Origin of the sequence: Citrobacter sp. C348, assembly GCF_047467975.1 — a bacterium.
In the GTDB taxonomy this organism is placed as follows: domain Bacteria; phylum Pseudomonadota; class Gammaproteobacteria; order Enterobacterales; family Enterobacteriaceae; genus Citrobacter; species Citrobacter gillenii.
The window spans coordinates 307,715-331,020 of the sequence record NZ_JASJUJ010000005.1; the positions used below are offsets into that span (position 1 = coordinate 307,715).

Below are 23,306 nucleotides of genomic sequence, written 5' to 3' on the forward strand. Positions count from 1 at the left end.
CAACGTTTTGCACTTCGCTACCGTGGGGCTAACGGCGTTAGCCCCGGGTATTGTTATTGGCAGTAGCGATCGCGCCAGCTAAGGATCGCCTTTTCAAAACAGGCAAACGGCGGATGGACAATTCCCGCGCCGATCATGCCGATCCCCGCATCTTTGTGCGCAATGGCGGTGTTGATCACCGGCAGAATGCCGGTGCTACCAACGCGCGTAATGTCGATAGCGGTAGGTACGCCCATAAAACCGAGCAGCGGAATAGTGACGTTCGGGTTTTCGCCAAGGGTGATTTCACGCATCTGGCGGGAGAAGTCGACCGCTTCCTCAACCGTACCGCCGACCAGCGCCACGATGGCCGGCGCCGTCGCCATGGCAAAACCGCCAATGCCGTAGGTTTCGGTAATCGCACTGTCGCCGATATCACGCCCGGAATCTTCCGGCTTATAGCCCGCAAACATCGGGCCAATCACCTGCTGAGCCGGGCCGGTAAACCACTGGCCTGGTAACCCACTGACGCGCAGACCAAACTCAACGCCGTTGCGCGCCATCGTCGTCACCACGGTGCTGTATTCAATACCGTGCGCAGCATCCATCGCGGCTTTGCACATCGCCATCCACGTCGGCCCGGAGAAGTAGTCGCTGCTAAGGACAAACTCGAACACTTCACGCTGCTGTGCCACCGGATAGCCGGTCTGGATAATCCATGGGGTCAGCGCCTGAATCAGCAGCGCCGTCCCGGCATTATTGCGGTTGTGGCATTCATCGCCCATATGCAGCGCCTGCGCCAGCATCAGGCGCAGATCAATTTCCCCCGCCAACTTCATGGCGTCGCGCAGCATCGGTCCCAGCACGTCGCGCATCCAGTTCAGGCGATCGATAACGCTCTGATCGTTCGCCCCCATACGCAGGATCTTCGCCATTTGCTCGCTCATATTGGTATATGCGCGGTTGCCGTAGGTTTTGTTTTCCACAATGTGCATGAACATCGAGGCCGACGTGACGCCCGCCATCGATCCGACGCAGTCGTGCTCGTGGCACGGCGAGAAGATGATTTCACCGGAGGCGGCAAGCTCGGCGGCGGCATCGAGGTCTTTTGCCAGTCCTTCAAACACCAGCGCCCCGGTCACGGCCCCTTTCATAGCGCCGCACATGTTTTCCCAACGGGTCGGCGGACCGGCGTGCAGGATGGTGTTGCGGGTCATGCCCGGCACCACGTTGATGGCCTGATCAAAACCAATCAGCACCGGGTGCGACTGGATAATACGTTCCAGCGCCTGCTGGTTTGCGGCAGCAATTTTGTCTGCCAGCGGCGAATCGGCAATCTCGTCCAGCGCGGCAACCACCTGCATATTGCCCTGGCCCGGCGGCGTCCAGTCGAGCTGGGTCACCGGTACATTTTGCTTTTTCAGGTCATCACTGAACATCGCGATGCCGACGTTAATCACGTTCAGCGGCTGGGTAAACAGCGTCTGGCTCATCAGGCTTCCTCCCCTTTACAGATAAATTCACGCGCCAGCAATCCGGTGTTGGTGCTGCTGCTCGCCCAGATAACCCCGGCATCGGTCAGCATCTGGCACTGTTTTTCCAGTGATGGCGTATCCTGGTCGGTTCCCAGTACATAACCGAGGATCTCCAGAGGACGTCCGTCTGCGGCAGCGATCGCTTTCGCCTCAGCGATCGCCTCGATCATCACGCCCACCGGATCTTCATGCGATCCAAAGCCGAGGACGAAATCCATCACGATCACGCCGACTTCAGGATCCCGCGCTTCCTGCAATAAACGGCTGATGCGGTTGGTCGGGTCGATCATCGGGTGCGGCTTGCCGTTGGTGAAGTCGTCATCACCAAAATCGAGGAAGGTATGCGCCACGCTGCGGTTAATATCCGGCAGGCGGAACGCCGGGTCCGGGTGAATGTTGCTGTACACCTCGGCATGTTTTTCCATCGCGGCAAACATCGCCTCATCGCACAGCGTGCCGCCACAGAACAGCCCACGGATATATTTTTGCTGCGGTGTCAGACGGGCGCGCACTTCTTCAATCAGCGGCCAGTTGAGCGGGTGCAGATCCAGGCTCTCTTTTTTCACGCCGCTGAGCAGAACCGCGCGCAGCGCCGCATCTTTGGTGCTGCGCGCGAACTGCAATCCGTCTTCGTCCGCCATTGCGGCGTCACGTCCGAGGAAGCACACCACCACCGGTTTGTGACAGGCACGCGCGCGGTCCAGCACCTTGCGGGCCACCGCAGGCGCAGGCGGTTTGGAGATCAGTGCAATAATCTCGGTTTGCGGATCGGCTTCCAGCATGGCAATCGCGTCAAGCATCATCAGGCCGCCAATCTTTTCGCTCAGGTCACGACCGCCGGTGCCAATCAGTTGAGAAATGCCGCCACCAAACTCGTGAATGCGCACGCTGAGCTCCTGGCTCCCGGTGCCGGATGCGCCGACAATGCCGATATTGCCGCGACGCACGGCGTTGCCAAAGCACAGCGCCGCCCCGTTAATAATGGCGGTCCCGCAGTCTGGCCCCATCATCAACAGCCCTTTTTCGTGCGCCAGTTGTTTCAGCGCCAGCTCGTCTTCAAGAGAAACGTTGTCAGAAAACAGCATCACGTTAAGGTTGTTTTGCAGCGCCTGACGCGCTTCACGGGCCGCGAACAGACCGTTAACTGAAATGACCGCCAGGTTGCTGTCGGGAACGTGTTTCTTCGCACTGGCAAGCGTGGCATAACGCGCTTCGTGCTGGCCGCCCTGCTCTTTATGCGTGAACAGCTCATCGATGGCCACCAGCGTTTGCGCGTTTGCTTCGTCGCTCGCGCCTTTAATGACAATCATCAGATCGCCACTCTTCGCCTCTTCCAGTTCAGGCGTCAGCAGGCCGAGATTCTTCAGCACGCCTTTGTTCATTTCCGTTGCCATCGCCACGAATGCCTGCTCCACGCCATCGAGCTTATTCGCACGCGTTGAGATAGACATCAGTGACACAGAATCAAAATACGTGTTCTTTTTAACAACTATCCTGATCGACATAATTCCCTCCGGACCGGTGGCTCAGGGCGCAGGCATCCGCCATGCCATACAGCATGTCGCAGCCAGAACTTGAGCCGATATTTTTAATGTCAGTAATAAATGGCATAGCAACGTGGTGTTGCCGCGTAATAATATGGGTTACCAGTCGTGCAACGCTTTCCCGATAACGCTGATGAAAAGCCTCTTCCAGCGTTATTTTACTGAGCAGCGTTGTGTTATTTCCGGCAATCCGTAATGCTGCTAAAAAATCGTGCTGATACTTTTTTAACGGGTGACCGTTAATAAATAAAACCGTGCTCAGCCCCACTAAATAATCATCGGATGATGGCGTTAAGCCAATTCCCAGACCGATTAACTGGCCAACTGCGAAAGAAATATTTTCGCCATTATTCAGGGCGGCGATTAATGCCCGGCGGCGGTTCTGTAATTCACGGGCGATTTCCTGATAAAACGGGTTATCGCCCTGGTACAAAAATAATGTGTCGCGGTGATTCAGCTGTTGGCGGATAACCTCTGCCCAGCAACGCCAGGAAATTGCTGCGAAGCGGTCTGCATCTGGCGACCAACTCGGCATTTGCCAGGTCTGGCACCCGGAGGTTGCTATCCATTTATCCGTGCCAACGGCTATTCCCGTCTCGGTAAAACTCACCGGCTCGCCGGGATGAAACAGATCTTCACAATGCGTCAGCGCCAGCCGACAACTGTTAGGCGCGTTATCGCCGCTCTCGCTCAGTAAGGTGAACAATCGCTGCAACTCGGGTATGAACAGGTTTACCGCGCGGGAAAAAACCTGTTCTACACGCCCCGTTCCCCGAAATTCAAGAAACGCGCCGTCGGCGGTTAGCGCCGTTACGCATCGCCGTGATGGCGTGGCGATAGTGGCGCTCCTCGGTCAAGCTCCGGCGGCAATCAGCAGCTCGGCAATTTGGTGATACCCTTTCTCCCGCGCCAGTTCCAGCGGGGTTTTGCCGTACTTGTCCGTCATGTGCGGATTCGCACCATTGTCGAGCAGCAGCTTGACGATTTCCTGCTGCTTTGCGCCGCCGTCGTTGAGTACGATGGCTTCCAGCAGCGGCGTCCAGCCGACAAAGTTGGTGTGGTTAACGTTGATGTCGGTACGCAGCAGCAGTTCACGCACGATCTCCACGTGGCCTTTTTCGCTGGCAGGCGTAATGCCAACGCCGCCAAAACGGCTGAGAACATTGAGATCAGGGTTAGCCGGTAACACCAAACGCAGCAGCGTTAAATCATTGGTCAGGCAGCTAATCAGGAAGGGATTAAAACAGGTTTGATCTTGTTTATTAATATCGGCGCCAGCCTCAATCAATAAAGACACGCAGTCATAATGTTTATTCAGGCTGGCAATAATGATGGCGGTACGTCCCTGGCGATTGGTCGCATTAATATCCACATTTTTTGCCAGACAGGATGTTAATCCCTGCGCATTGCCCTGCTCTGCCGCCAGCAGAAATTCAGTAATAAGTTCTTTCTCTGACATAATCCTTCTCCTGCAGTTTTTAAGGCTTTTTAAAATTCCGATAACCTGAGAATAGCAACAGAGAGATGGGAATAACATCCGCTTAAATTTCATTCATCGTTAGCGAGTCGATTATTGAATAGTATTTAATAATGAGAGCAAAAACGTGCTGTAGTGCAATCTTTCTCTTATGACCGCTGCTCTTTTAGACATTATTCAGTCATCCGGGAAATAAAGCGGGATGCTGCACGGATAGCGGCCTGCAACTAAAAGACAGAAGTGTGATTGCCTTCAAATCAAATGTGAACCTGGTGTTAAATTCTGTTCAAAACTGGTTGCTCTGCATAAGGATTACAAATACATTCAACAATCAACGTATGGCAGGGGGTAGACGCGCCCGAGGGGAGAGAGGATGAATTCAATTTTTACCGAGGAGAACCTGCTGGCATTCACCATGGCTGCACGCTACAGCAGTTTCAGCAAAGCCGCCGAGGAGCTGGGTTTAACCACCTCCGCCATCAGCTACACCATTAAGCGAATGGAGACCGGGCTCGACGTGGTGCTGTTTACTCGCAATACCCGCAGCATTGAGCTGACCGAGTCCGGGCGTTATTTCTTCCGTAAGGCGACCGACCTGCTAAACGACTTCCACGCCATCAAACGCAGTATTGATACCATCGCTCAGGGTATTGAAGCGCGGGTGCGCATCTGCATTAACCAGTTGCTCTACACCCCGCAGCATACCGCGCGGCTGCTGCAGGCCCTCAAAAAGCAGTTTCCAACCTGCCAGATAACCGTAACCACCGAGGTGTATAACGGCGTCTGGGACTCCATTATTAATAATCTGGCCAATATCGCCATTGGCGCGCCGGATACGTTGCTGGACGGCGGCGGGATTGATTACACCGAAATAGGGGCGATACGCTGGTCGTTTGCCATCGCCCCGGATCACCCGCTGGCCTTTATGCCTGAACCTATTTCAGAAAGTCAGCTGCGGCTGTACCCGAATATTATGGTGGAAGACACCGCGCATACCATTAACAAGAAGGTTGGCTGGCTGCTGCACGGGCAGGAGTCTATTCTGGTTCCCGATTTTAATACCAAGTGCCAGTGCCAAATCCTCGGCGAAGGCATCGGTTTCCTGCCGGACTATATGGTGCGCGAGGCGATGGAAAAGTCGCTGCTGGTGACACGGCAAATCCACAACCCGCGACAGGATTCCCGCATGCTGCTGGCAACCCAGCACTCGGCAACAGGTCGCGTAACGCAGTGGATTAAAAAAGAGTTTGGTCCACACGGGGTACTGACGGGAATTTATCAGGATCTGCTGCATCGGGAGTAATGTGCCGGATAGCGCTATCCGGCGGAAATCAGACTTCAGGCGCGGATATCGTCGTACTCGCGGGTTTTATCAAACTCATGTTTGGCAAACGGGCACAGCGGGATAACCTTGCGGTTTTCGGCGCGCATTTTCTCCACCACCTTCGCCACCAGCAGTTTACCTACGCCCTGACCTTTCAGACTCGGGTCAACATCGGTATGTTCAATGATGCTCAGATGCTCGCCAGTCGGCACAAAGACGATTTCAGCGACCTGGTTGCCCTGCGCATCATTCACATAAAATTTGTTATGGCCTGCAAGAATTTCCATGGTTCCCTCACTTACTTCTGACGGTATTTCAGCGCACCGCTTGGGCAGGTATCGATAACCCTGATAACCGTGGCAACATCAACTTCATCAGGAATAATCCACGGTTTACGCTTGAGGTTGAACAGCTTCGCGCTGCCGCGCACACAGTTTCCCGAGTGCTGGCACATTGTCGTATTGAAATAGACGTCGATCTTCTCACCGGTATAGGCCCGGTAGCCTGCATCCAGTAGTTCCTTATCCATGACATTGCCTCAGTTATTTTTATTGTACCGAGTCTAATCATAGTCCGATGCAGGGTTGAAGGATGTAACAGGCGGCACAAATTGTCTCATGCCGCCTGAGGGTCATTATTTTGCGTCTTCAGACTCGAGCGTTCTTTCCGGCAGCATCGTCAGCATGGCCGGCGTGGGCGGTGGCAACCGGTTATCGGCAATGTGCTTGTCCACATCGACGTGACTGATTTCACCATTCTCATGGTGATGCACCGTCAGCACCCTGGCTTTGTTGAGCTCTGTTACCAGTTCCGGGGTAATACGCATGCTTTCTGCCAGCTCATGATGTTCAAGCCCAGGTCTGCGGTTGCGTCGTTCCACCCGAAAACGGTACTGGTTGTACTTCGCCCAGCCAATCAGCACCAGTCCGTTGATTAAGGCGACCAGCATGTAAAAAGTCACCGTATCCAGGGTGGTGAAAAACGGCCGCACGCCCATATACGGTGAGTGCGCCAGCGCGGTAATCAGCCCTTTATAAATCAGGTACAGAAACCCAACCCAGGCAATCAGCGTCAACAGCACGTCAATTATGCGTGGCAGGAGACGCCGCTCGGTAAAGATCAGTGGCTGGCTCATGGTTCGATCCTCCCTATTCCACGGTCAGGACTCACCCAGCGTGCCCGCCCGCGTTTGCGTTTGAGCATCACTTTGGGGAACGCCACCAGCGTGGTAAACAGGCTCAGCATCCAGTACACCACCGGGAACCAGATTATCCAGAACAACGAGGCGCCGATGCCTTTTTCATAGCGTCGTTCGATCATCAGACTCACGGCAAACTGCAGCAAGCAGACCACGCCGAGGATAAGTCCGGTAAAGGCTGGCGGGAACAGATGCTGCACGTACAACGAATCCGGCATCGGCATGATCAGTCCTAACACGAACAGCAGGATACTGACCGCGTAGGCAAACGACCAGGCAGTCGAAAAACAGAACTCGAGGAACAGCGGCCACATGCGGCGGAATTCCCACGACCACAGGCGGCGCATGTTAACAATAAACACCTCGGCCCCACCCTGCGCCCAGCGTAAACGCTGTTTCCACAACCCTTTCAAGGTTTCAGGCATTAAGATCCAGCACAGCGCCCGCGGTTCAAAGAATACCGACCAGTGGCGCAGCTGCAGCTTCCAGCTGATGTCGATATCTTCGGTGATCATGTCCGGACTCCAGTACCCCACCTCCGCCAGCGCGCGACGACGAAACGCGGCAATCACGCCAGAGACGGTAAAGATCTGCCCATAGACTCGCTGGGTGCGCTTAATCAGGCCGATGATCGACGAGAACTCGCCGACCTGCACACGGCCAATCAACGTGGAACGGGTACGGATACGCGGGTTCCCGGTTACCGCACCGACGCGCGGGAACTGGATCAGCGGGGCGACAATATACGCCACAGCATCGCGATCCAGTAACGCATCGCCATCGATACACACCAGGTAATCGCTGCGCGCAGCGGCTGCGCCGGTCTTGAGCGCCAACGCTTTGCCCTGATTTTCAGCCAGATGAATCACCCGCAGGCTGGGGTACTCAATCGCCAACTGTTCCAGCACGTCGTGGGTGTCATCCGTTGAACCGTCGTTAATGGCAATAACTTCAATGTTCTTGTAACGCTGCGCCAGCGCAGCGCCGATGGTTTCGCGGGCGTTGATCCCTTCGTTGTAACAAGGGATCAAAATCGAAACCAGCGGATTCCCCTCCAGCGTCGGTGGCGGTGTGTCGTCCCCCCATTTCCAGTGGCGCTCACGGTAAAACCAGAAGTACACCCCACCGCTTATCCACAAAGCAGACATGAACAAGGGCCAGAAGAAGACAAAGTTCAACATCACTTCACCCGTAAAGACGACCGCCACGCCAAACGGCAGGCTGAACATCAGGCACAGGATCAGGAAAGCAATAATGCGATCAGTCATTTTTGCGGGTACCAGTATGATGAGAACGTCGAGCGAATCTCTGACATCTCGGGTTTGTCGCTGATGAAATCATCCGGGTAATAACCGTAGTTACCTGCACCGCTTAACTTAAGCTGGCGCATCCATTCGGCTATTTGTTTTCCGCTGATTTCAGCCTGATCCCCGGATTTACGCCAGTCTCGTGCCTGCAGTTCAAACACGGTTTTATCCAGCGCTCCAGGGGTTTGTGCAACGGCATTCACCAGTCGGTCGAGCCATGCGTTGGCATCATTGGCCGGGATCTGCTCCATGAATGGCATCGCCATCGGCGCCGTCCAGTCATAGGTATTGAGGAAGTCATTCAGGTTTTGCGCAAACCAGGCTTCGCTTTCTGGCTCCAGTACCGGCATAGCGTAAATATTGCGGGCTGTTTGCACCTGCGGGCCGCGAATATTACGCACCGAACGCGTCAGTTGCTGGGTAAAGTCGATCAGCATTTTGCTTTTCAGCCGAGTCCAGCGCTCAAATGCCTGCGGATCGTTACGGATTTTCTCAATGCTGTCCGGAAGGCCTGCTGCGCGGTAGGCGGCTAACGCGTCCGGTGAGGCATCTTCGAAGTCTGTCAGGAATGCATCATCATGGAACAATATGCCTTTGAAGCTGGCGTGCTTCGCCAGGTCTTCATAGATCTCGGTAATGCGCTGACGCGCCTCGCCACTCCACGGAGACAAACGCACATACTGTTCGTGATTAATCGCACTGCGTCCGGTTTTTGGATCCCATGCCGTTACGCGTGGAATAGACGCATCGAGATCAAACGCCAGCACCGGCATCCAGGCATAAACCGTCACACCAGCACGCGTTTGTAATTGCCAAGAGATGTAGTTAAAGAGATCGGCACGCATCGGCAGCCAACGGTTAGGGAAATAGAGTTCACGAATATTCCCGTCGCCTTTGGGATCGGCATACGCCTGCAGGAAGACATGTGAAATGCGCATGTCGTATACACGCTGGATCAGCTTATCGATGTTTCGCTTCTGCTGGGCCGGATCTTTGTCATACACGTAATCCAGATCGACATGCATTACGCGCATGGTCTGCGGCTCGCGTACCTGGGCAACCTGGCTGGCAAAACGCTTAAGAGAAGGGTTATCTGAGATCAGTACACGCGGAATATCATCAAGAAACGCTGCATTCGCCAGCCCTTCGTTGAGCGTAAACGCCATCTTATAGCCGTGCTCTTTGGCCAAATTCAACGTCGTACCGTTAGCGGCACCGTACGGCCACACCCAGGCGCGAGGCGACTTCCCGGTTACTGACTTAATTTTGTTGGTGATCAACGAGATATCGGTATTTATGCGGCGGTTGTACTGCTCATCCGTTTCATACGTACCGGTTTTCTTGTCATACAAACGGTTCGCCACCGCCGGTTCTTTACTGCCCTGCGGGTTCGCCTCTGCGCCGAAGTGTGAGTTCCAGGTATGCGCCCCGACCTCCACCAGCGGTGACTTACCCATTTCCTCAACCATTTTCCAGGTAGCGAATTTGTCTCGGGCCGTCATCAGACCGCCAAAATCCACTTTTTTGTTGGCAGGGGCATCCACCCAGCTTCCCACCGGCGCCCATAGCGCAGGCCAGTTGTAGGCTTTTAGCAGCGGCCAGACGCGGGTATAAAAACTGCTATAGCCGTCATCGAAGGTGAGCAATACGGCTTTTTCAGGCAGCACGATTTTGCCGTCATGGGCATCGAGAATTTGCTGCACGCTGATCGGGTTATAGCCGTTGTCACGCAGCCAGCCGATCTGATCGCTCAGCGCACTGGTACGTACAGAAAGATAGCGTTGATCCGCTGCGCCATCCTCAACATCGTGATAACCCAACACCAGGAAACTATTTTTTGGCCACGGATGGTCCGCCGTCAGCTCGGTTCTCTCTCCTGGAGGAACATAGCGAGGCGTCGTATTGTGCGCGCTACTACACGCGGTGATCATCAACCAGCCAGCGATGAGTGCGCCAAGCCACAGGCATCTTTTCAGCATGTTCTATCCTTAAAACCTAACATTCAAATCGAAAGCGAGGGAGATATTCCGCTCACGTTTACCGTCGTAGGGGCGTTTATCCCACATCAGCATCACCCCGCCATCCACGACGTTATTCCATTTAAGCCGCTGTCCGTAACCTAACTGAACTATCGCACCGCCATCTTCGCCTTGCTGCCAGTAGTTACCCACACCGCCCACGCCTTGCTGGGTCCAGACCGTGTCATAGTGTCGGTAAAGGACCTGCTCCGCGCTCAAGCCGGGTACCACAGAGAAATCGCTTTTGGGGTTGTAATACGGCACATTTTCTTTGGTGTTGGTACTGCCACCGATACCCGGCGTGAAGTCCAGCGTAAAGCGCGGCGTCGTCCACAGACGCTCTTTTCCACTCAGCCCGTACTCGATGCGATCGTTACCATCCGAGAAATGTGATGCGGCAAACGACAACTGATACTCTCGTCGTTCGTTTTGATACCAGCGTACAAACACATCTCCACCGTTGGCGTACACGCCGCTACGCAATGCACGTAGGGGCGTATTACGCGAAAGACGCTCCGCCGAACCGCCGACGCGCCAGTTATCGTTGAAATCATGCCAGCCAGAAAGACGGCCACCTATTTTCTGACCATCGCCATAATTACGACCTGAAACTTCCATTTCAGCCCAGTAGTCACGGGAGGTCCATTCCGCACCGGCCGCCAGATCGCGGCTGATGCCTTTACCTTCTTCAAATTCACCGGTGGCGAAGTTGAAACCGGTAAACAGTCGCCAGTTGTCATTGATCGGCGGGCTGTAAATGGCGGTATTGATATTGAAGTCATTCTTACCGCTGACCGGGCTATCAGAGGAGATCCCCTGCGTGCCGCTGATCCGCAGTTCAGACATTTTATGCACATCGCGAATGCGGGCGAGACGCAGCGTCGCCTCATCATCCGGACTACGGGCGATGACGTCATCCGTCAGTTCATCGGCCTGCTTCCATTCCTGAAGATCCAGCGCCACGTAAGCCTGCTGACGCTCCAGCTCCAGGTTGCTTGGCTCGATCACTTCCGCAAGCTTCAGCTCCTTCTCAGCGGCATGCGGCAAACCGCGGGCTTCGAGTACGGAAGAATAGAGGATACGTAGCCCCTGGTTACCCGAGCCAGTACGCGCCAGATGTTCCGTCAGCTTTTCGGCTTCGGGCAGCTCATTAGCGGCAATGTGATATTGCGCGAGTAGCGTCTGGCCAAGCAGCCAGTTATCGTTAGGCTGCGGCGTAGGCGAACCATAGATCCGTCGCAGGTACGGGCTGTCTTTGATTAACGCATCGACCTGTTTTTTGGCATCAACAAAGTTTTCATTATCGATATGCGCGTAGAACAGATCCTGTTGATCTTCAGGGCTAAGCGGCGTAACGGGTATCGGCCCGTTCGGATAGTAGATGCTCATCAGCATCGCTTCGGTTTTTTCCGGCTGACGTTCACTTAACCACGCGGAAGCCACCCAACGTTTTGCATAGTTGGGGACTTCGCCTTCGGATGACAGTGATTCGTATTCGGTAATAACGTCAGCGGTACGCTTGCGGACCAGCAAGGCCCCCATACGGTCTATTCTCGCCCGACGCACATCGCCCTGGGCTGCGGGATCATCTTTCCAGGCAGCAAGCAGTTGGTCATAGCGGGCAAGGGCTTTGTCCGCCACGATAAAACGTTCTTCTTCATTGCGCGCGGTCGTATACGAAGAGCGCACCTTTTCGGCCGCGGCATCAAGCGCAAGGCGACGCTTCACGGGATCGGATGTGGGAACCTCTTCCGCCAGTCCCAACGCAGGTTCGGCTATGCGGTTGGCTGCCAGCGCGGACAACAGCGTTGATTTTGCATTTTTGTTACCCGGATCAACGTCAACCGCCTGACTGGCGACAAGCAATGCATCCCAGTTTTTATTCTGCGAATGGTACACGTAGGCAAGCAGGGCATCGGAATCGGCTCCCGGATGCGCTCGCGCCCATTTATTCGCCTCGGTCAGGGCTTGTTGATTGTAACGGGCATCGGCCAGCGTCATTATCCAGCCGGTACGAACATCCGCGTTATCAGGCTCTTCCTGCAACACGCTTTCCCAGATAGCTAAGGAATCATTCCAGCTTTTCTGATTGCGATACGCACGCGCAGCGGCAACTTTACCGCGCGCAGGCACATCCATCTTCCCGCGATACTGCTGCCAGATAGCAATTGTTGTTTTGTCGTTGTTATCAACCCAACTGGAGACTTGCAGCCAGTCGGCAACCTGATTGGGCGTGAGCGCGCTTTTCTTTCCCTGATCTTCAAGGTAGCGCAATAGTGGCGCGCTATTACCCCCTCGCGCTTCAATAATCAACGCATCATAATCTGATACTGCCGCAGAGATTTGTAGGGGGAAAAGAACGCTGGCCGTAAATAAACAACTTACAGACTTAAAGCGTGTAATGAATTTGGCATGTCGACGCATACTGAACATATCTTCCCTTATATCTTACACCAGAGTAAAAATAAGCGTTATCAATAGGTTATCGTCACTCCCTGACGGTTGCCGACCATGTAAAGAAACAGTGCCGCTTATTTAGCAATGTGGTTGTAACCCATTTAATTCTTTCGTCTTATTGACGACCAGCACCTCATCCACTAGTACAAGGAGGAGATCAAAAACTCATGAATTTTAACACTACGCGAACACGGTTGCTACGCGATAGGAAAACTCTTAAGCAAAAAAAGTATTTTAGACCATGTTCTCCTAATACTCCTGGGATTGAACACTGCGTTTCGGTTAATTTTGGCGGCAAAACCATGCCATTGCGGATAATATTTCAAAAAAATATAAGAACGTTACGTAACTGTTTGCCTGTTAACTAACTTGGGCGGTAGACAGAGAGATCTCTGAGATGTCTCTACCGGTCAGCATGCACATCCTACGAATGTGCCGACGTCGGTCAGGTCAACGCGGAGTATTATGAATGACGGTAGAATACGAACAGGCAGATTAATTTCCTGATAATTTTTATTTGCAGCGTACGTTCATGGTTAAAATACAGACGCCAATATTAAACTCACCACTATAAAAAGAAAAGTATTTTTACAGCACCCGTTATTTAAACGTTCGACATCATAGCTACTCCGGCTCTGCACAATGTAAAAATATCCAGTTAACTGCGCGGTGAACAGCTCTTGAATTTTCCCACTAAATACATATATTACGCATCCCGTTCAGTACATGGAATAACCTTTAATTTTTTTAATTGATATTGGAGTTACGAATGTCAAATAAGAAAATTTCGCGGAACAATGGGGCAACAGGCTCCGTTAATAAGGTTGTCGCATGGTCAACAATCGCTTTACAGGCTCTGTATCCAGCCCTTCTCAGCTTCACGCCGACCATCAGCCATGCTTCAGCCGTTAAGGCATCGCAGGCCGCAGATGAGCAGCAAGAACTGCGCGGCCTGTCTTCCCTCGCCGCGCAGGCTGGCAGAAGCCTTGAAAACGGCAATGCGGGCAGTTTTGCTGCCAATACCGTCTCGGCGCAGGCAACGAAGGAGGTGGTAGAATGGCTGCAGCAATACGGTAATGCGCGTATTCAACTCAATGTCGATGACGCTTTCTCGTTGAAAGATTCGGCGTTCGATTTCCTTTATCCGTGGGTTGATACAAAGCAGCATGTTTTATTTAGCCAGACATCGCTTCACCGTACCGATGACAGAACCCAAACCAATATCGGTATGGGTTATCGTTACTTCACGCCGGATAATTCAATGCTGGGCGCGAACATATTTTATGACTACGATTTAAGTCGGCATCACGCACGTATGGGTGCAGGCGTTGAGTACTGGCGAGATTATTTACATGCAGGCGCGAATGCTTATTTAAGATTGTCAAAATGGAAGGATTCCCACGATCTGGGCGATTATCAGGAACGTCCGGCGGATGGCTGGGATATCTATACCGAAGGTTGGTTGCCGTCATATCCGCAATTGGGTGCATCGCTTAAATATGAAAAGTATTACGGCAAGAATGTCGGCCTCTTTGGCAGCGATCATCTGCAGGAAAATCCATACGCCTTTACGGGCGGGATCAGCTACACGCCGGTTCCGCTGGTTACGCTTTCTGCTGAACACAAGCAGGGGCAGAGTAATACTCATGATTCACGCTTCGGCATTGAAATTAACTATCGCCCCGGCATCCCGCTGGCGAAGCAACTGGACGGCGATAACGTTGCGGTGATGCGCGAAGTTCAGCACGGGCGCTACGATTTTGTCGAACGTAATAACAACATTGTTCTGGAATACCGCAAAAAATCGGTTCTGAAGATCCGCCTGCCTGAAAGCGTGCAGGGGGAAGGCGGCGCCGTTATTCCGGTGACTATTTCGCTGGATAAATCCCAATGGGGCATTCAGTCGGTCGAGTGGAACGATAGCGCATTTGCCGCCGCTGGCGGGCGTATTTCCGGTAGCGGCACGTCATGGCAACTGACGTTGCCAGCGTATACGCCTGGCGGTACCAATCACTGGCAGATCGGCGCAACGGCGCGAGATGTTAAAGGAAACGTCTCTAACTATGCGGTGATGAACGTGACAGTGACGGGGAGTTCAGCCTCAATCGGCACAATGGATTTTACATTAAACGGCGAGCATCAACCGATCATCGCGGCTGACGGGCAGTCGCAGCATCCGGTTACGTTGGTGCTAAAAGATGCCAATGGTAAACCGTTAACAGGGCTTGCCCATGACATTGAGTTGTCATTGGCATTTACGCCTGACGCCCAGCAAAACCTTGAGCGTTCGGCACAGGCACCCAAGCTCGGCGAAGTACAGGAAACCCGCGCCGGGGTGTATACCGCGACGCTGACGTCGGGTTTAACGGCGGGTACGGCACGCATCACCGCTAAAGTCCTGGGTAAAACAGAAACTCTGACGGTAAAGCTAAAAGCGGTTTCCGCCGAGGCGGCAAAATCGACGTTGACGGTAATGCCCATGGAACAGATCGTTGGGCACCCGATTAGCCTGACGTTAGAGGCAAAAGATAAAGACGGGAATGCCATTACCAGCGACGACAGCTTACGTTTTTATGCTGTTTCAGCCAGCGGCGAGGTTCGTTTTACTGCCGTAGAAGAGAAAGACGGCGTGTACCGCGCTAAGGCAACGTCTGAACTGGCTCAGGCGACACGCATTGGTGTGGCATCACAAAAACATGATTTCTCCGGGCTGGAAAAACAAGCCACCTGGATTGCCGACAAAACGCAGCCGGTGGTTCAGGCGTTTAACCTGACCAGGGACAATGCGCTGGCGGATGGCAAACAGAGTAATGTCGCGGTCGTTACCCTGACCGACCGTTATGGCAACGCGCTGTCCGGATACACGGTTACCCTGGCGTTACCGCCACAGGTCAAGATCGCGAATGGGGAGAGCGTTGTGAAGACCGATGCCAAAGGTGAAGCAACATTCTCACTGATCAGTTCAACGCCGGGAACATATGAGATTACGCTAAGCGCGGGGAACATCAGCTCATCACTGCGCGTAACATTTGCCTCTTCAATGACGGGCGCAACATTGTCTCTGGCAGCCAAAGACAATGGCGCAATCACCCATATTGCAGCAAACGGTCGCGATGGCGCCACGCTTGAAATCAGGCTCAACAATACCGCCGCGTCGGTTGAAGGACAGAAAGTGGAGCTTATCGTAGCGCCGCAAGGGCTCGTATACCCGGACAAAATCACCACCAATAAAGACGGTTACGCAACGGTGACGTTAACCACGGTTAAGGCGGGTAATTACACCGTGAAAGCCATGGCTACAGACGGGAAACAGAGTATTGAGTCCTCGACCGTCGAACTGGGCTTTGTACCAGATATCAACAGCGCGGTAGTGAATTTGACCGCACCGACAGAGAGCATCGTGGCGAACGCATCAGCGGCGCACAACATTCAGGTACAGGTTGCTGACGGTGAAAATAATCCGTTCAGCGGCGACGTGCGCCTGACCAGCGACCCCGCCAGTGGATTAAAACTGGGCCAGTCCGAACTGACGTTGGATGAGAAAGGAATGGCATCAACAACCTTTGTTGCCGCAGAAGCCGGGCACTATCAATTGCAGGCAACCTTCATCAAAGAGGGTAAACGCGTTACGGCGAGTAAGGCAGTGGAGGTGGTATCGGATCTGCAAAATGCAGTCTTGACGATCGAACCGTCAACCACCTCAGCCATAGTGAGTGATGTGGATAACGTGGCGTTTACCCTGCATCTGAGCGATACATCGGGTAACAACGTCAGCAACCGTAAGCTGAAAATTACGGCCACAGGCCCATCGTCACGCGATCCTCTGCAGATTGATAATACGCTTGTCACCACCAATGACTCCGGTACTGCGACCGTGAATGTCCACGGCCATAAGGCGGGTCGTTACACGCTGACCGCCACATTGGCTGAACACGGTAGCAACGTCTCGGCAAATGCTTCGCTGACGCTGAATGCTGATGCCCAGAATCCGGTACTCACTCTGGAGCAGGATCCTGGCTATGCCGTTGCCAACCTTGAACCGGTAGGCTTTATGGCCCGATTGCAGGATAAGTTCGGTAACCCGTTAAACGGCAGTGTCGAATTTAGCGCGGGCAGCAAAGCCCAACCCAGCAGCGGAACCTTTACGATGACGCCGGATAAAACCAACTTTACGTTAGGCAATGCCTACTCACAGCTGAGAACGGATACCGCTGGTGAAAGTTGGGTGAGGGTGAAGGCAATGACGGGAGATAAAACGCTGGAAAAAGAACTCACCGTCTGGGTAGTTGAAAACCATAAACCGAATTCCTGATTCGGGATATAACTGGAGATAGTCACGTTCGCAGTGGCTATCTCCCCTTCTTTCTTTATGTTTGAGTTTATATATAAAATTCATTCGATTAAGTGCTAACCCTTTTTATATATTCACTCAGAGAAATCACTGCAGATGCTGTGCAGTAATCAATATTCTACGGTGCAGTTAAAAATTATGTGAAGTGAATTGCCAAATGCCGGCCGTAACGATCATGCAGCTAATTTCGCTAGCCACGATTAAAAATCCACATGCAACATTGTGAAGGGTTTTGAGTAGACTACTAACAAAAGAAAAGCGTTGGAGCGGGCGAAGGGAATCGAAGCATCGAAGACAATCACTCACTAACCATTTGTTTCATAAAGAATCATGAATCCTTTTGGTTACAGTAATGGTTACACATTGAGTGATCTCTGGTCAAGGCTGAATGAACGTAATGTTCCCCTCGGAGGAATAGAACCAAGCTGAGAAGTGCTGTAATGTCCTAATGTTTAAACATCAAGAGATGGTAGCCCCCACTGCTCAGGGAACAACTTTGAGAGGGCTACAGGGGGAAGTCGTTAAACTTTATATATTAGATACCTGCGGAGATTTTTGTGAGGAATTTTAAGCACAAGAACCATCTGCTAGTGCCACCAGCCCCCACCGACCGCAAAGTGAAGACCAGTTAGCACCAGAGCAATGGCGATTGCGGCAGTAAAGAGAACGCCACAAACCGACGATAATCTATTGAAGACAATACGGTACACGATGCCCAGCAAGAACAAAGCCCCGGAGGCCCACCAAAAGGCACTCACTGCCCTAGCAAGCGCCCGATATGTTGACCACTGTACCCCACCATAGATGTAACCAGCCATACAACCAGCAGCCAGTAATAGTAAAGCCATCCCGATAAATGACCCGATACCTTTCAACATGTTGATATTCCTTTAAATAACCATAAAAACGGAGTCTAAAGGATAGCCCGGATGCGGGCATACTGATGATCGTTTGTCTCGATCGGTAAACTGAAATTGATCGCTAGTATCTATCACTCACTTTAGAGTATCTGGCAGACCAAGTGGACGCAGAGGACGAACACATACAACTCCTGTAAGTTCATGGGGTCCTCCGTATGTTCACTCAGGGTTTATAGCTACTCTACGGCAGTAAAACGAATAGCATGGACCAACGGGAAAGAGGCGTCTGTCTCAACGTCGAATGCTCCAGTTTTCACCTTAACGGAACCGGTAGCCAACACATCGACCACGCTGATTAACTCAAGGTCATACCCAGCGGTATTGCTATTACGAGTCACTTTTACATCCACGGTCTTAGCGCCTTTAGTTGACCTGAAAGAGATAGAAGCGAACCGCTTAGGCAGGAGATAGACACCTGTATCATCACCCGCATAGCCGCATACTGTGCAGCCCAGCAGGTCGCTAATATCTTCATGGCCTGCGCGTTGAGCAGATCGGTCCAAGACTGCCTCTAGTTTCTCAGGGACCAATACAGCATAGTCAGGCAGTGTGTTACCCAACTCGACCGGAAGATTCAGCGCTAAGATGTCCAGAAGGTCCTCAGCTTGGTCAGAGGGTTTCCCACTCAGTGGGACCGCTTCGATGACTTGTAGGTCTGGTGTATCTTTCAGGACATCGACCACAGCGGCAAACATTTGACGACAGTATTGGACCTGCATATCGCCTACAGTCTGGATTAGCGCCCCTTCAGTCCACCCTCCCATCATATCGAAGTCAGATACATGAGTAGCAGCAGAACACAGAATGCCAGTCTTATTGGTCTCAGGGTTCAACACTGGGGTGACAGTTACACTTGCCCCGGTGATGGCTGTAGTAGACGGAGCATCCTTAGCTGGGTTAAACGCACCATTATGCTTAAAGCGGACGGTACGATTCTGGAGAGCCTGACGGCGAATAGGCGTAGGGTCAGTGCCGTATGGGCGAAACTCACAGGGGAAGACATGCTCCATTACAGCAGTGCGGAAATCACCATCGTTGAAGGTCTCGTCCAAAGAGTCCTCCAGCGCTTGAACGTAATCATGTGAGTCATTCCCGAAGGCCATCGGACGACCTGAGCGGTCCGTGAAGCCTACGTTGAGAACTTGGGCGTCTTGACCGTTGGTCATCTGAACATAGTCAGTGCGTGAGGTGTCAGTACCCCATACAGACCCTTTTATAATTTGACCATCTTTGTCACGCTGAGGCTGACGCAGAGAAGCCAGTGAGGTTACTTTGTTAATTTGATTTATAATAGCCATGATAAATATCTCCTTAGTATATAAGTGCGCTACGTAGAAAGTAGTTGGCGACACCCTTGGTCTTATCTCAGAATCCAAGCAGCGCCGCCGAAAGTGATCAGTTAGTATCCGAAAGAGGCCCCTTTATTGCCGAAGCGTTTAATCAGGTCTTCGTCGCGTGCTCTACGTTCAGCGGCAGCTTTAGCAATCTCTGCTGGCGTTGCATGAATAGCGGCCATACGCTCTTGATGTTCCTCAGCCTCTTTACGTCGACGCTCAGCCTCTTGGCGTTCCTGTGCATTACTTTCAGCCCACCAGCGGGAATACTTTCCGTAATCAGAGGCATTAAGACCAATGGCATGAATATCGTTAAGAATACGATTTGATTTAGCCATGTCAGACCCGGTGGAATTGAGCATGGTTGTAACGACAATCTCAGTGAAATACTTTGTAGATAGCTCCTGACCGAATACCAACACGGTCTCTTTGTCAGCACTCAGAGTGATATTTAATTTACGATATGAAATAGGCATAATATTTATCTCCTTTTGAAGTCTGAATTGATTGAACTTATCGGTCGACCACAGGGCGTAATAATCCCTACGGTGTCTCCCCGCATTTCGGTCAGTTCAAAAGGTTATTTGAGGTAGTGTTAATTAATGATGGCGATGATGAAAGTCTTTAGGGGATAATCCAGCAGCTACCGCCATGAGACATAAGGCGGCCTTTGAATAGACAGGACGCTCACCCAGAGGTGGTAGACCCAGAGCGGACACAATGGAAGCTGTATTGATTGTCATCAGTCGCAACGCCTTACGGCCCTCTATTGTCTGAGAGTCAATTTTGACGTGGTCGATAGCTATCATATATTCACCACTCTGGCGTACCAGACGCTACTACGGGGAATCATGGATAGACCTTGGGGTTTCGTCAGGTTACCGCTAAGCACAGCCCTGTAGATACGCTCAGGCTTTCTACCGTCAACACGTTTACCTATCTTGTTAAGAGTCTGCATCGCTTCTCGATAGTCGTCCTTATGGCGTTCCAATAGTTCAGCTTCAGCATGATAACCAAGTTCGACCATCTTATTAGCGACTGCCTCAGCAACTTCCGGCATCTCAAGAATAGCCTCAAAGGCTGCGTAGACCATATCCTCAAAATCTTCGGAGACCCATCCGGCATACTTTAGGGTAGCCTGTTTGTCTGCATAGGTTATGCTTTCAATACCAATCTTCTCGACGTGCATTTTTTGCATGTCGGTGAGTCTCTTAGTCACTTTACCGCGCCACTGAGAAGGTAACTTATTGTTAGGCAAGCTGAGGACCTTCCATATTTCGGTAAGATTCCACATACCTGACTCATTGGCCTTGAAGCTGTGACTTTCAATAGTGATAATATGGCCTGCATGTTTATGTCGATTACTCATTGCTTGATTACCTCATTTTAAATATGCACCCTAAGCCGCACCCTACTGACCTACTCAAAGTCCCCAAGCAATAGGGAGACCAGCAGGACAAAGGATGCACATTTAGAATGTCTTTGAGATTGATAGGAGAGGTGTCTTGCGGAGACACTATTAGTTATTAAAGGATTAATAATGACAAAATCAATGGATGACTCTAAATGGTCTTTAAGTAATACCTTAAGTTCTTATTATTATCTTGTGTAAACAAGTAATATAACATTAAGGTCTTTAAGTAAACTTTAAGTTTAGCCCCTGTAGACCAGAGACCATAATTAATATGATTTCTATTATTGGCTATTCACTTATCGACTGACCCAGAGCACACAGGAAGCACTCACTTTAAGTGAACGCTTGGTGTCTGTAATTGGTCATCCCGCCCCTGAAAGGATGCGATAAGTTACGGTTAGAGCTACCTTGAAGTAGCAGTTGTCATAGAGGGAAAACTTTTTCTCTTCTCTCTCCTTATAGTGAGTCGTTATTAATTCTGTTGACTTCACAATAAGTGTATGAATGAGAGTTAAGGCATGAGTACGAGCTAATCGTCGATTCCTCAGAGGCCTTCTCTCTCTCTACAGTGAGTCGTTAACCCTAAGCGCTCTTTTTGTCCCGATTTTCGATGCCCTGCCGTGGTCCCTCAGGCATACTCTGGAACATCGCCTCGATTTCTTTTGGTCTTGTGATTCGGTCATCGACAATGATATTCAACAGCTTAAAGAGGCCATGCGTTAACTGTGGGTCATCATCAAGGTTAATCTCTCCGGGATGGACCGCCTGATTCCCTACGATACGACAGATGTCTGCTGCTTGTTGAATGCGAGGAGGTAATCCTTTCTCCACGAGAGACTTTATGTCGGCGTTAATGTTGCTCCCCGGCTCGCCTAAGTGGACCATTAACTTCTGAAGACACAGACGGAGAAGCGCAGCGGCCCCTTTAGGAGACAGATTGACGATGCTTCTAGCCTCCATGTAGTCGGACCTACAGTCCTCCGGCATGTCAGGGCTGGGCATTTCGACATCAGTTGATGCCGGGATTATCAACCGCTCATCACACCAATAAGCCTCCTCTGAGCAGCACAGGCACACTGAAACGTACATCTTAGTAAATAGGTCAAGAGCAATTCCCACCCGAGTCCCCTTTAAGGGGAGCCATTCATGCTTTGAGTAAACATTGCAATAAGGACAATTGAAAGCCGCAGCCCTAAATACAGCCGGATGATACTCAGCCATTGATACCAGTCTCCTTATAAATATCAGCCAGCACATTAACTAATCTATCCACTTCAACCTCTTTAGCGTATCGGTCATAGGTAATTGACCCAGAGCTATGCCCCATGACTGCCTGAGCATACGCCAATTCGACACCTTGTTGTTTTAACTGAGTCGCAACTGTATGTCTAAACGAATGGAACGCCAATCCGTCACGGTCAGCTACAACCTTAGGTAACAGCGTACGGTTAAACCATTTACTCACCTGCTCACCGTAACCGTTCTTCATTAGGCGCAAACCATCAAAGACCATAGCGTCATCACCACCAGAGCCTCTACGGGTCTCTACAAGCGCCATAAAGTCAGCCAATACAAAACCATAGGCACCATCGACCAGAGGCACACAGCGATCACTGTGAGCGTTCTTGATACTCTTACCGGGTAGGCTGCTGTCATCCTCATTGATATGAATATAAACGGTCCCGGCCTCGGTGGTCCTAACGTCCTTGACCTGAAGTTGTGCGACTTCATTAAGCCTTGCCCCAGTGATAGCAGCCAAAGCGGTAACGTAGTAGTGATAAGGTTTGCCAGAAGTCTTCTGAGAGTATGACTTAGCGGCAACCAGTAGTTGCCCCACCTGCTCCGTAGAGAAGGCGTTACGGGCCTCAGAGGCTTTACGCTGGGGAACCTTAAGTTCCAACCCCTCAGTCATGTTCTTTTTAATCAAGTCATTACGCACAGCCCACTTAAAGACAGCCGCCATCTTGATGAGATACTTATTATTGATGGTAACGACATCCAGACAATCAGTCTTATCATCACGGCTTAGCAGGTCAGCCAATGAGGCATCCTTGAAGCGCTGCTTACGGTTCTTAGGTAACTGCTGGAGCACATCACGAACTCTGAGCATGTCTGCTCTACTGGCTTCAGCATTGAGACCCAGATGGTCGAATATTTCGATTAACGCAGCGTGTGACGCTTTGTTTTCCCTTAAGGTGGCGGGCTTCCAGTTCTGAGCGTTCTCCGCTTCGTATTGCTCAAAGAGGCACGCTACGGTGACGCTAGGCGTGACTTCTGGTTTTACTTCTGGAGCACTAACAGATAAGGACACAGAGGCTTGGTCATCTTGCCGATCAATATCATCAAAACGATCGACGTAATCTATCAGAGGCCGACTGTCTCCCGCATCGATACGCTTCATACAGGCCTTAAGCACTCCCAAAGCCTCGTGAATGTAACGATGCTGGT

At 51.7% G+C, this 23,306-nt stretch carries 18 protein-coding genes; 2 read left to right on the forward strand and 16 right to left on the reverse strand.

Annotated features, from left to right (window positions below):
• Nucleotides 1–53 precede the first annotated feature (53 nt).
• From QNN86_RS12530 to QNN86_RS12545, 4 genes are read right to left on the reverse strand one after another with little or no spacing between them, the layout of a single operon-like run.
• Entirely contained in the window at nt 54–1,472 is a 1,419-nt protein-coding gene (locus QNN86_RS12530) for a DUF1116 domain-containing protein (RefSeq protein ID WP_414211195.1), read from the reverse strand.
• Entirely contained in the window at nt 1,472–3,019 is a 1,548-nt protein-coding gene (gene fdrA / locus QNN86_RS12535) for an acyl-CoA synthetase FdrA (RefSeq protein WP_414211196.1), read from the reverse strand. The genes QNN86_RS12530 and fdrA overlap by 1 nt, the downstream gene beginning before the upstream one ends.
• Nucleotides 2,997–3,896 carry a DUF2877 domain-containing protein gene (locus tag QNN86_RS12540; protein ID WP_414211205.1) on the reverse strand — a complete coding sequence of 300 codons (900 nt, stop codon included), beginning with the start codon at nt 3,894–3,896 and terminating at the stop codon, nt 2,997–2,999. Before QNN86_RS12540 ends, fdrA begins: the two co-directional genes overlap by 23 nt.
• Before the next feature lie 15 nt (nt 3,897–3,911).
• A complete protein-coding gene (locus QNN86_RS12545; RefSeq protein WP_338075331.1) occupies nt 3,912–4,610 on the reverse strand; it encodes an ankyrin repeat domain-containing protein in 699 nt (232 codons plus the stop codon).
• A gap of 298 nt (nt 4,611–4,908) precedes the next feature.
• Here QNN86_RS12545 and QNN86_RS12550 point away from each other — a divergent pair, with 298 nt between their 5' ends.
• Nucleotides 4,909–5,838: a LysR substrate-binding domain-containing protein gene (locus QNN86_RS12550; RefSeq protein WP_181617782.1), complete on the forward strand. Its 930-nt coding sequence runs from the start codon at nt 4,909–4,911 to the stop codon at nt 5,836–5,838.
• A 35-nt stretch (nt 5,839–5,873) separates the two neighbouring features.
• Here the strand turns inward: QNN86_RS12550 and QNN86_RS12555 are convergent, their stop codons facing one another.
• The 6 genes from QNN86_RS12555 to pgaA form a co-directional block, all read right to left on the reverse strand.
• On the reverse strand, nt 5,874–6,146 hold the full coding sequence (locus QNN86_RS12555) for a GNAT family N-acetyltransferase (RefSeq protein ID WP_096755814.1): 273 nt from the start codon (nt 6,144–6,146) through the stop codon (nt 5,874–5,876).
• Nucleotides 6,147–6,157: 11 nt separating this feature from the next.
• A complete protein-coding gene (yjdI, locus tag QNN86_RS12560) occupies nt 6,158–6,388 on the reverse strand; it encodes a 4Fe-4S mono-cluster protein YjdI (protein ID WP_115257549.1) in 231 nt (76 codons plus the stop codon).
• A 105-nt stretch (nt 6,389–6,493) separates the two neighbouring features.
• The gene (gene pgaD / locus QNN86_RS12565; protein ID WP_279277724.1) at nt 6,494–6,994 is read right to left on the reverse strand and encodes a poly-beta-1,6-N-acetyl-D-glucosamine biosynthesis protein PgaD; all 501 of its coding nucleotides are present in this window, start codon (nt 6,992–6,994) and stop codon (nt 6,494–6,496) included.
• Nucleotides 6,991–8,325, reverse strand: a complete 1,335-nt coding sequence (gene pgaC, locus QNN86_RS12570) for a poly-beta-1,6-N-acetyl-D-glucosamine synthase (RefSeq protein ID WP_181617784.1) — start codon at nt 8,323–8,325, stop codon at nt 6,991–6,993. The genes pgaD and pgaC overlap by 4 nt, the downstream gene beginning before the upstream one ends.
• On the reverse strand, nt 8,322–10,343 hold the full coding sequence (gene pgaB / locus QNN86_RS12575; protein ID WP_182269219.1) for a poly-beta-1,6-N-acetyl-D-glucosamine N-deacetylase PgaB: 2,022 nt from the start codon (nt 10,341–10,343) through the stop codon (nt 8,322–8,324). Before pgaB ends, pgaC begins: the two co-directional genes overlap by 4 nt.
• Before the next feature lie 9 nt (nt 10,344–10,352).
• Nucleotides 10,353–12,815: a poly-beta-1,6 N-acetyl-D-glucosamine export porin PgaA gene (gene pgaA, locus QNN86_RS12580; RefSeq protein ID WP_279277723.1), complete on the reverse strand. Its 2,463-nt coding sequence runs from the start codon at nt 12,813–12,815 to the stop codon at nt 10,353–10,355.
• Nucleotides 12,816–13,608: 793 nt separating this feature from the next.
• Between pgaA and QNN86_RS12585 the strand changes: the two genes are divergently transcribed.
• Nucleotides 13,609–17,151, forward strand: a complete 3,543-nt coding sequence (locus QNN86_RS12585; protein ID WP_414211197.1) for an inverse autotransporter beta domain-containing protein — start codon at nt 13,609–13,611, stop codon at nt 17,149–17,151.
• A gap of 626 nt (nt 17,152–17,777) precedes the next feature.
• Here QNN86_RS12585 and QNN86_RS12590 read toward each other — a convergent pair.
• The 6 genes from QNN86_RS12590 to QNN86_RS12615 all read right to left on the reverse strand — a co-directional run.
• On the reverse strand, nt 17,778–18,068 hold the full coding sequence (locus QNN86_RS12590; RefSeq protein WP_016154338.1) for a hypothetical protein: 291 nt from the start codon (nt 18,066–18,068) through the stop codon (nt 17,778–17,780).
• Between the two features lie 218 nt (nt 18,069–18,286).
• A complete protein-coding gene (locus QNN86_RS12595; RefSeq protein WP_016154339.1) occupies nt 18,287–19,408 on the reverse strand; it encodes a hypothetical protein in 1,122 nt (373 codons plus the stop codon).
• A 101-nt stretch (nt 19,409–19,509) separates the two neighbouring features.
• The gene (locus QNN86_RS12600) at nt 19,510–19,920 is read right to left on the reverse strand and encodes a DUF6971 family protein (protein WP_130562374.1); all 411 of its coding nucleotides are present in this window, start codon (nt 19,918–19,920) and stop codon (nt 19,510–19,512) included.
• A 329-nt stretch (nt 19,921–20,249) separates the two neighbouring features.
• Nucleotides 20,250–20,813 carry a hypothetical protein gene (locus QNN86_RS12605; RefSeq protein ID WP_063940919.1) on the reverse strand — a complete coding sequence of 188 codons (564 nt, stop codon included), beginning with the start codon at nt 20,811–20,813 and terminating at the stop codon, nt 20,250–20,252.
• Between the two features lie 627 nt (nt 20,814–21,440).
• Complete coding sequence (locus QNN86_RS12610) at nt 21,441–22,079, reverse strand: DUF4145 domain-containing protein (protein ID WP_414211198.1); 639 nt, start codon at nt 22,077–22,079, stop codon at nt 21,441–21,443.
• The coding region (locus tag QNN86_RS12615; RefSeq protein WP_414211199.1) for a site-specific integrase at nt 22,072–23,306 on the reverse strand (1,235 nt) is incomplete at its 5' end. The genes QNN86_RS12610 and QNN86_RS12615, both read right to left, overlap by 8 nt.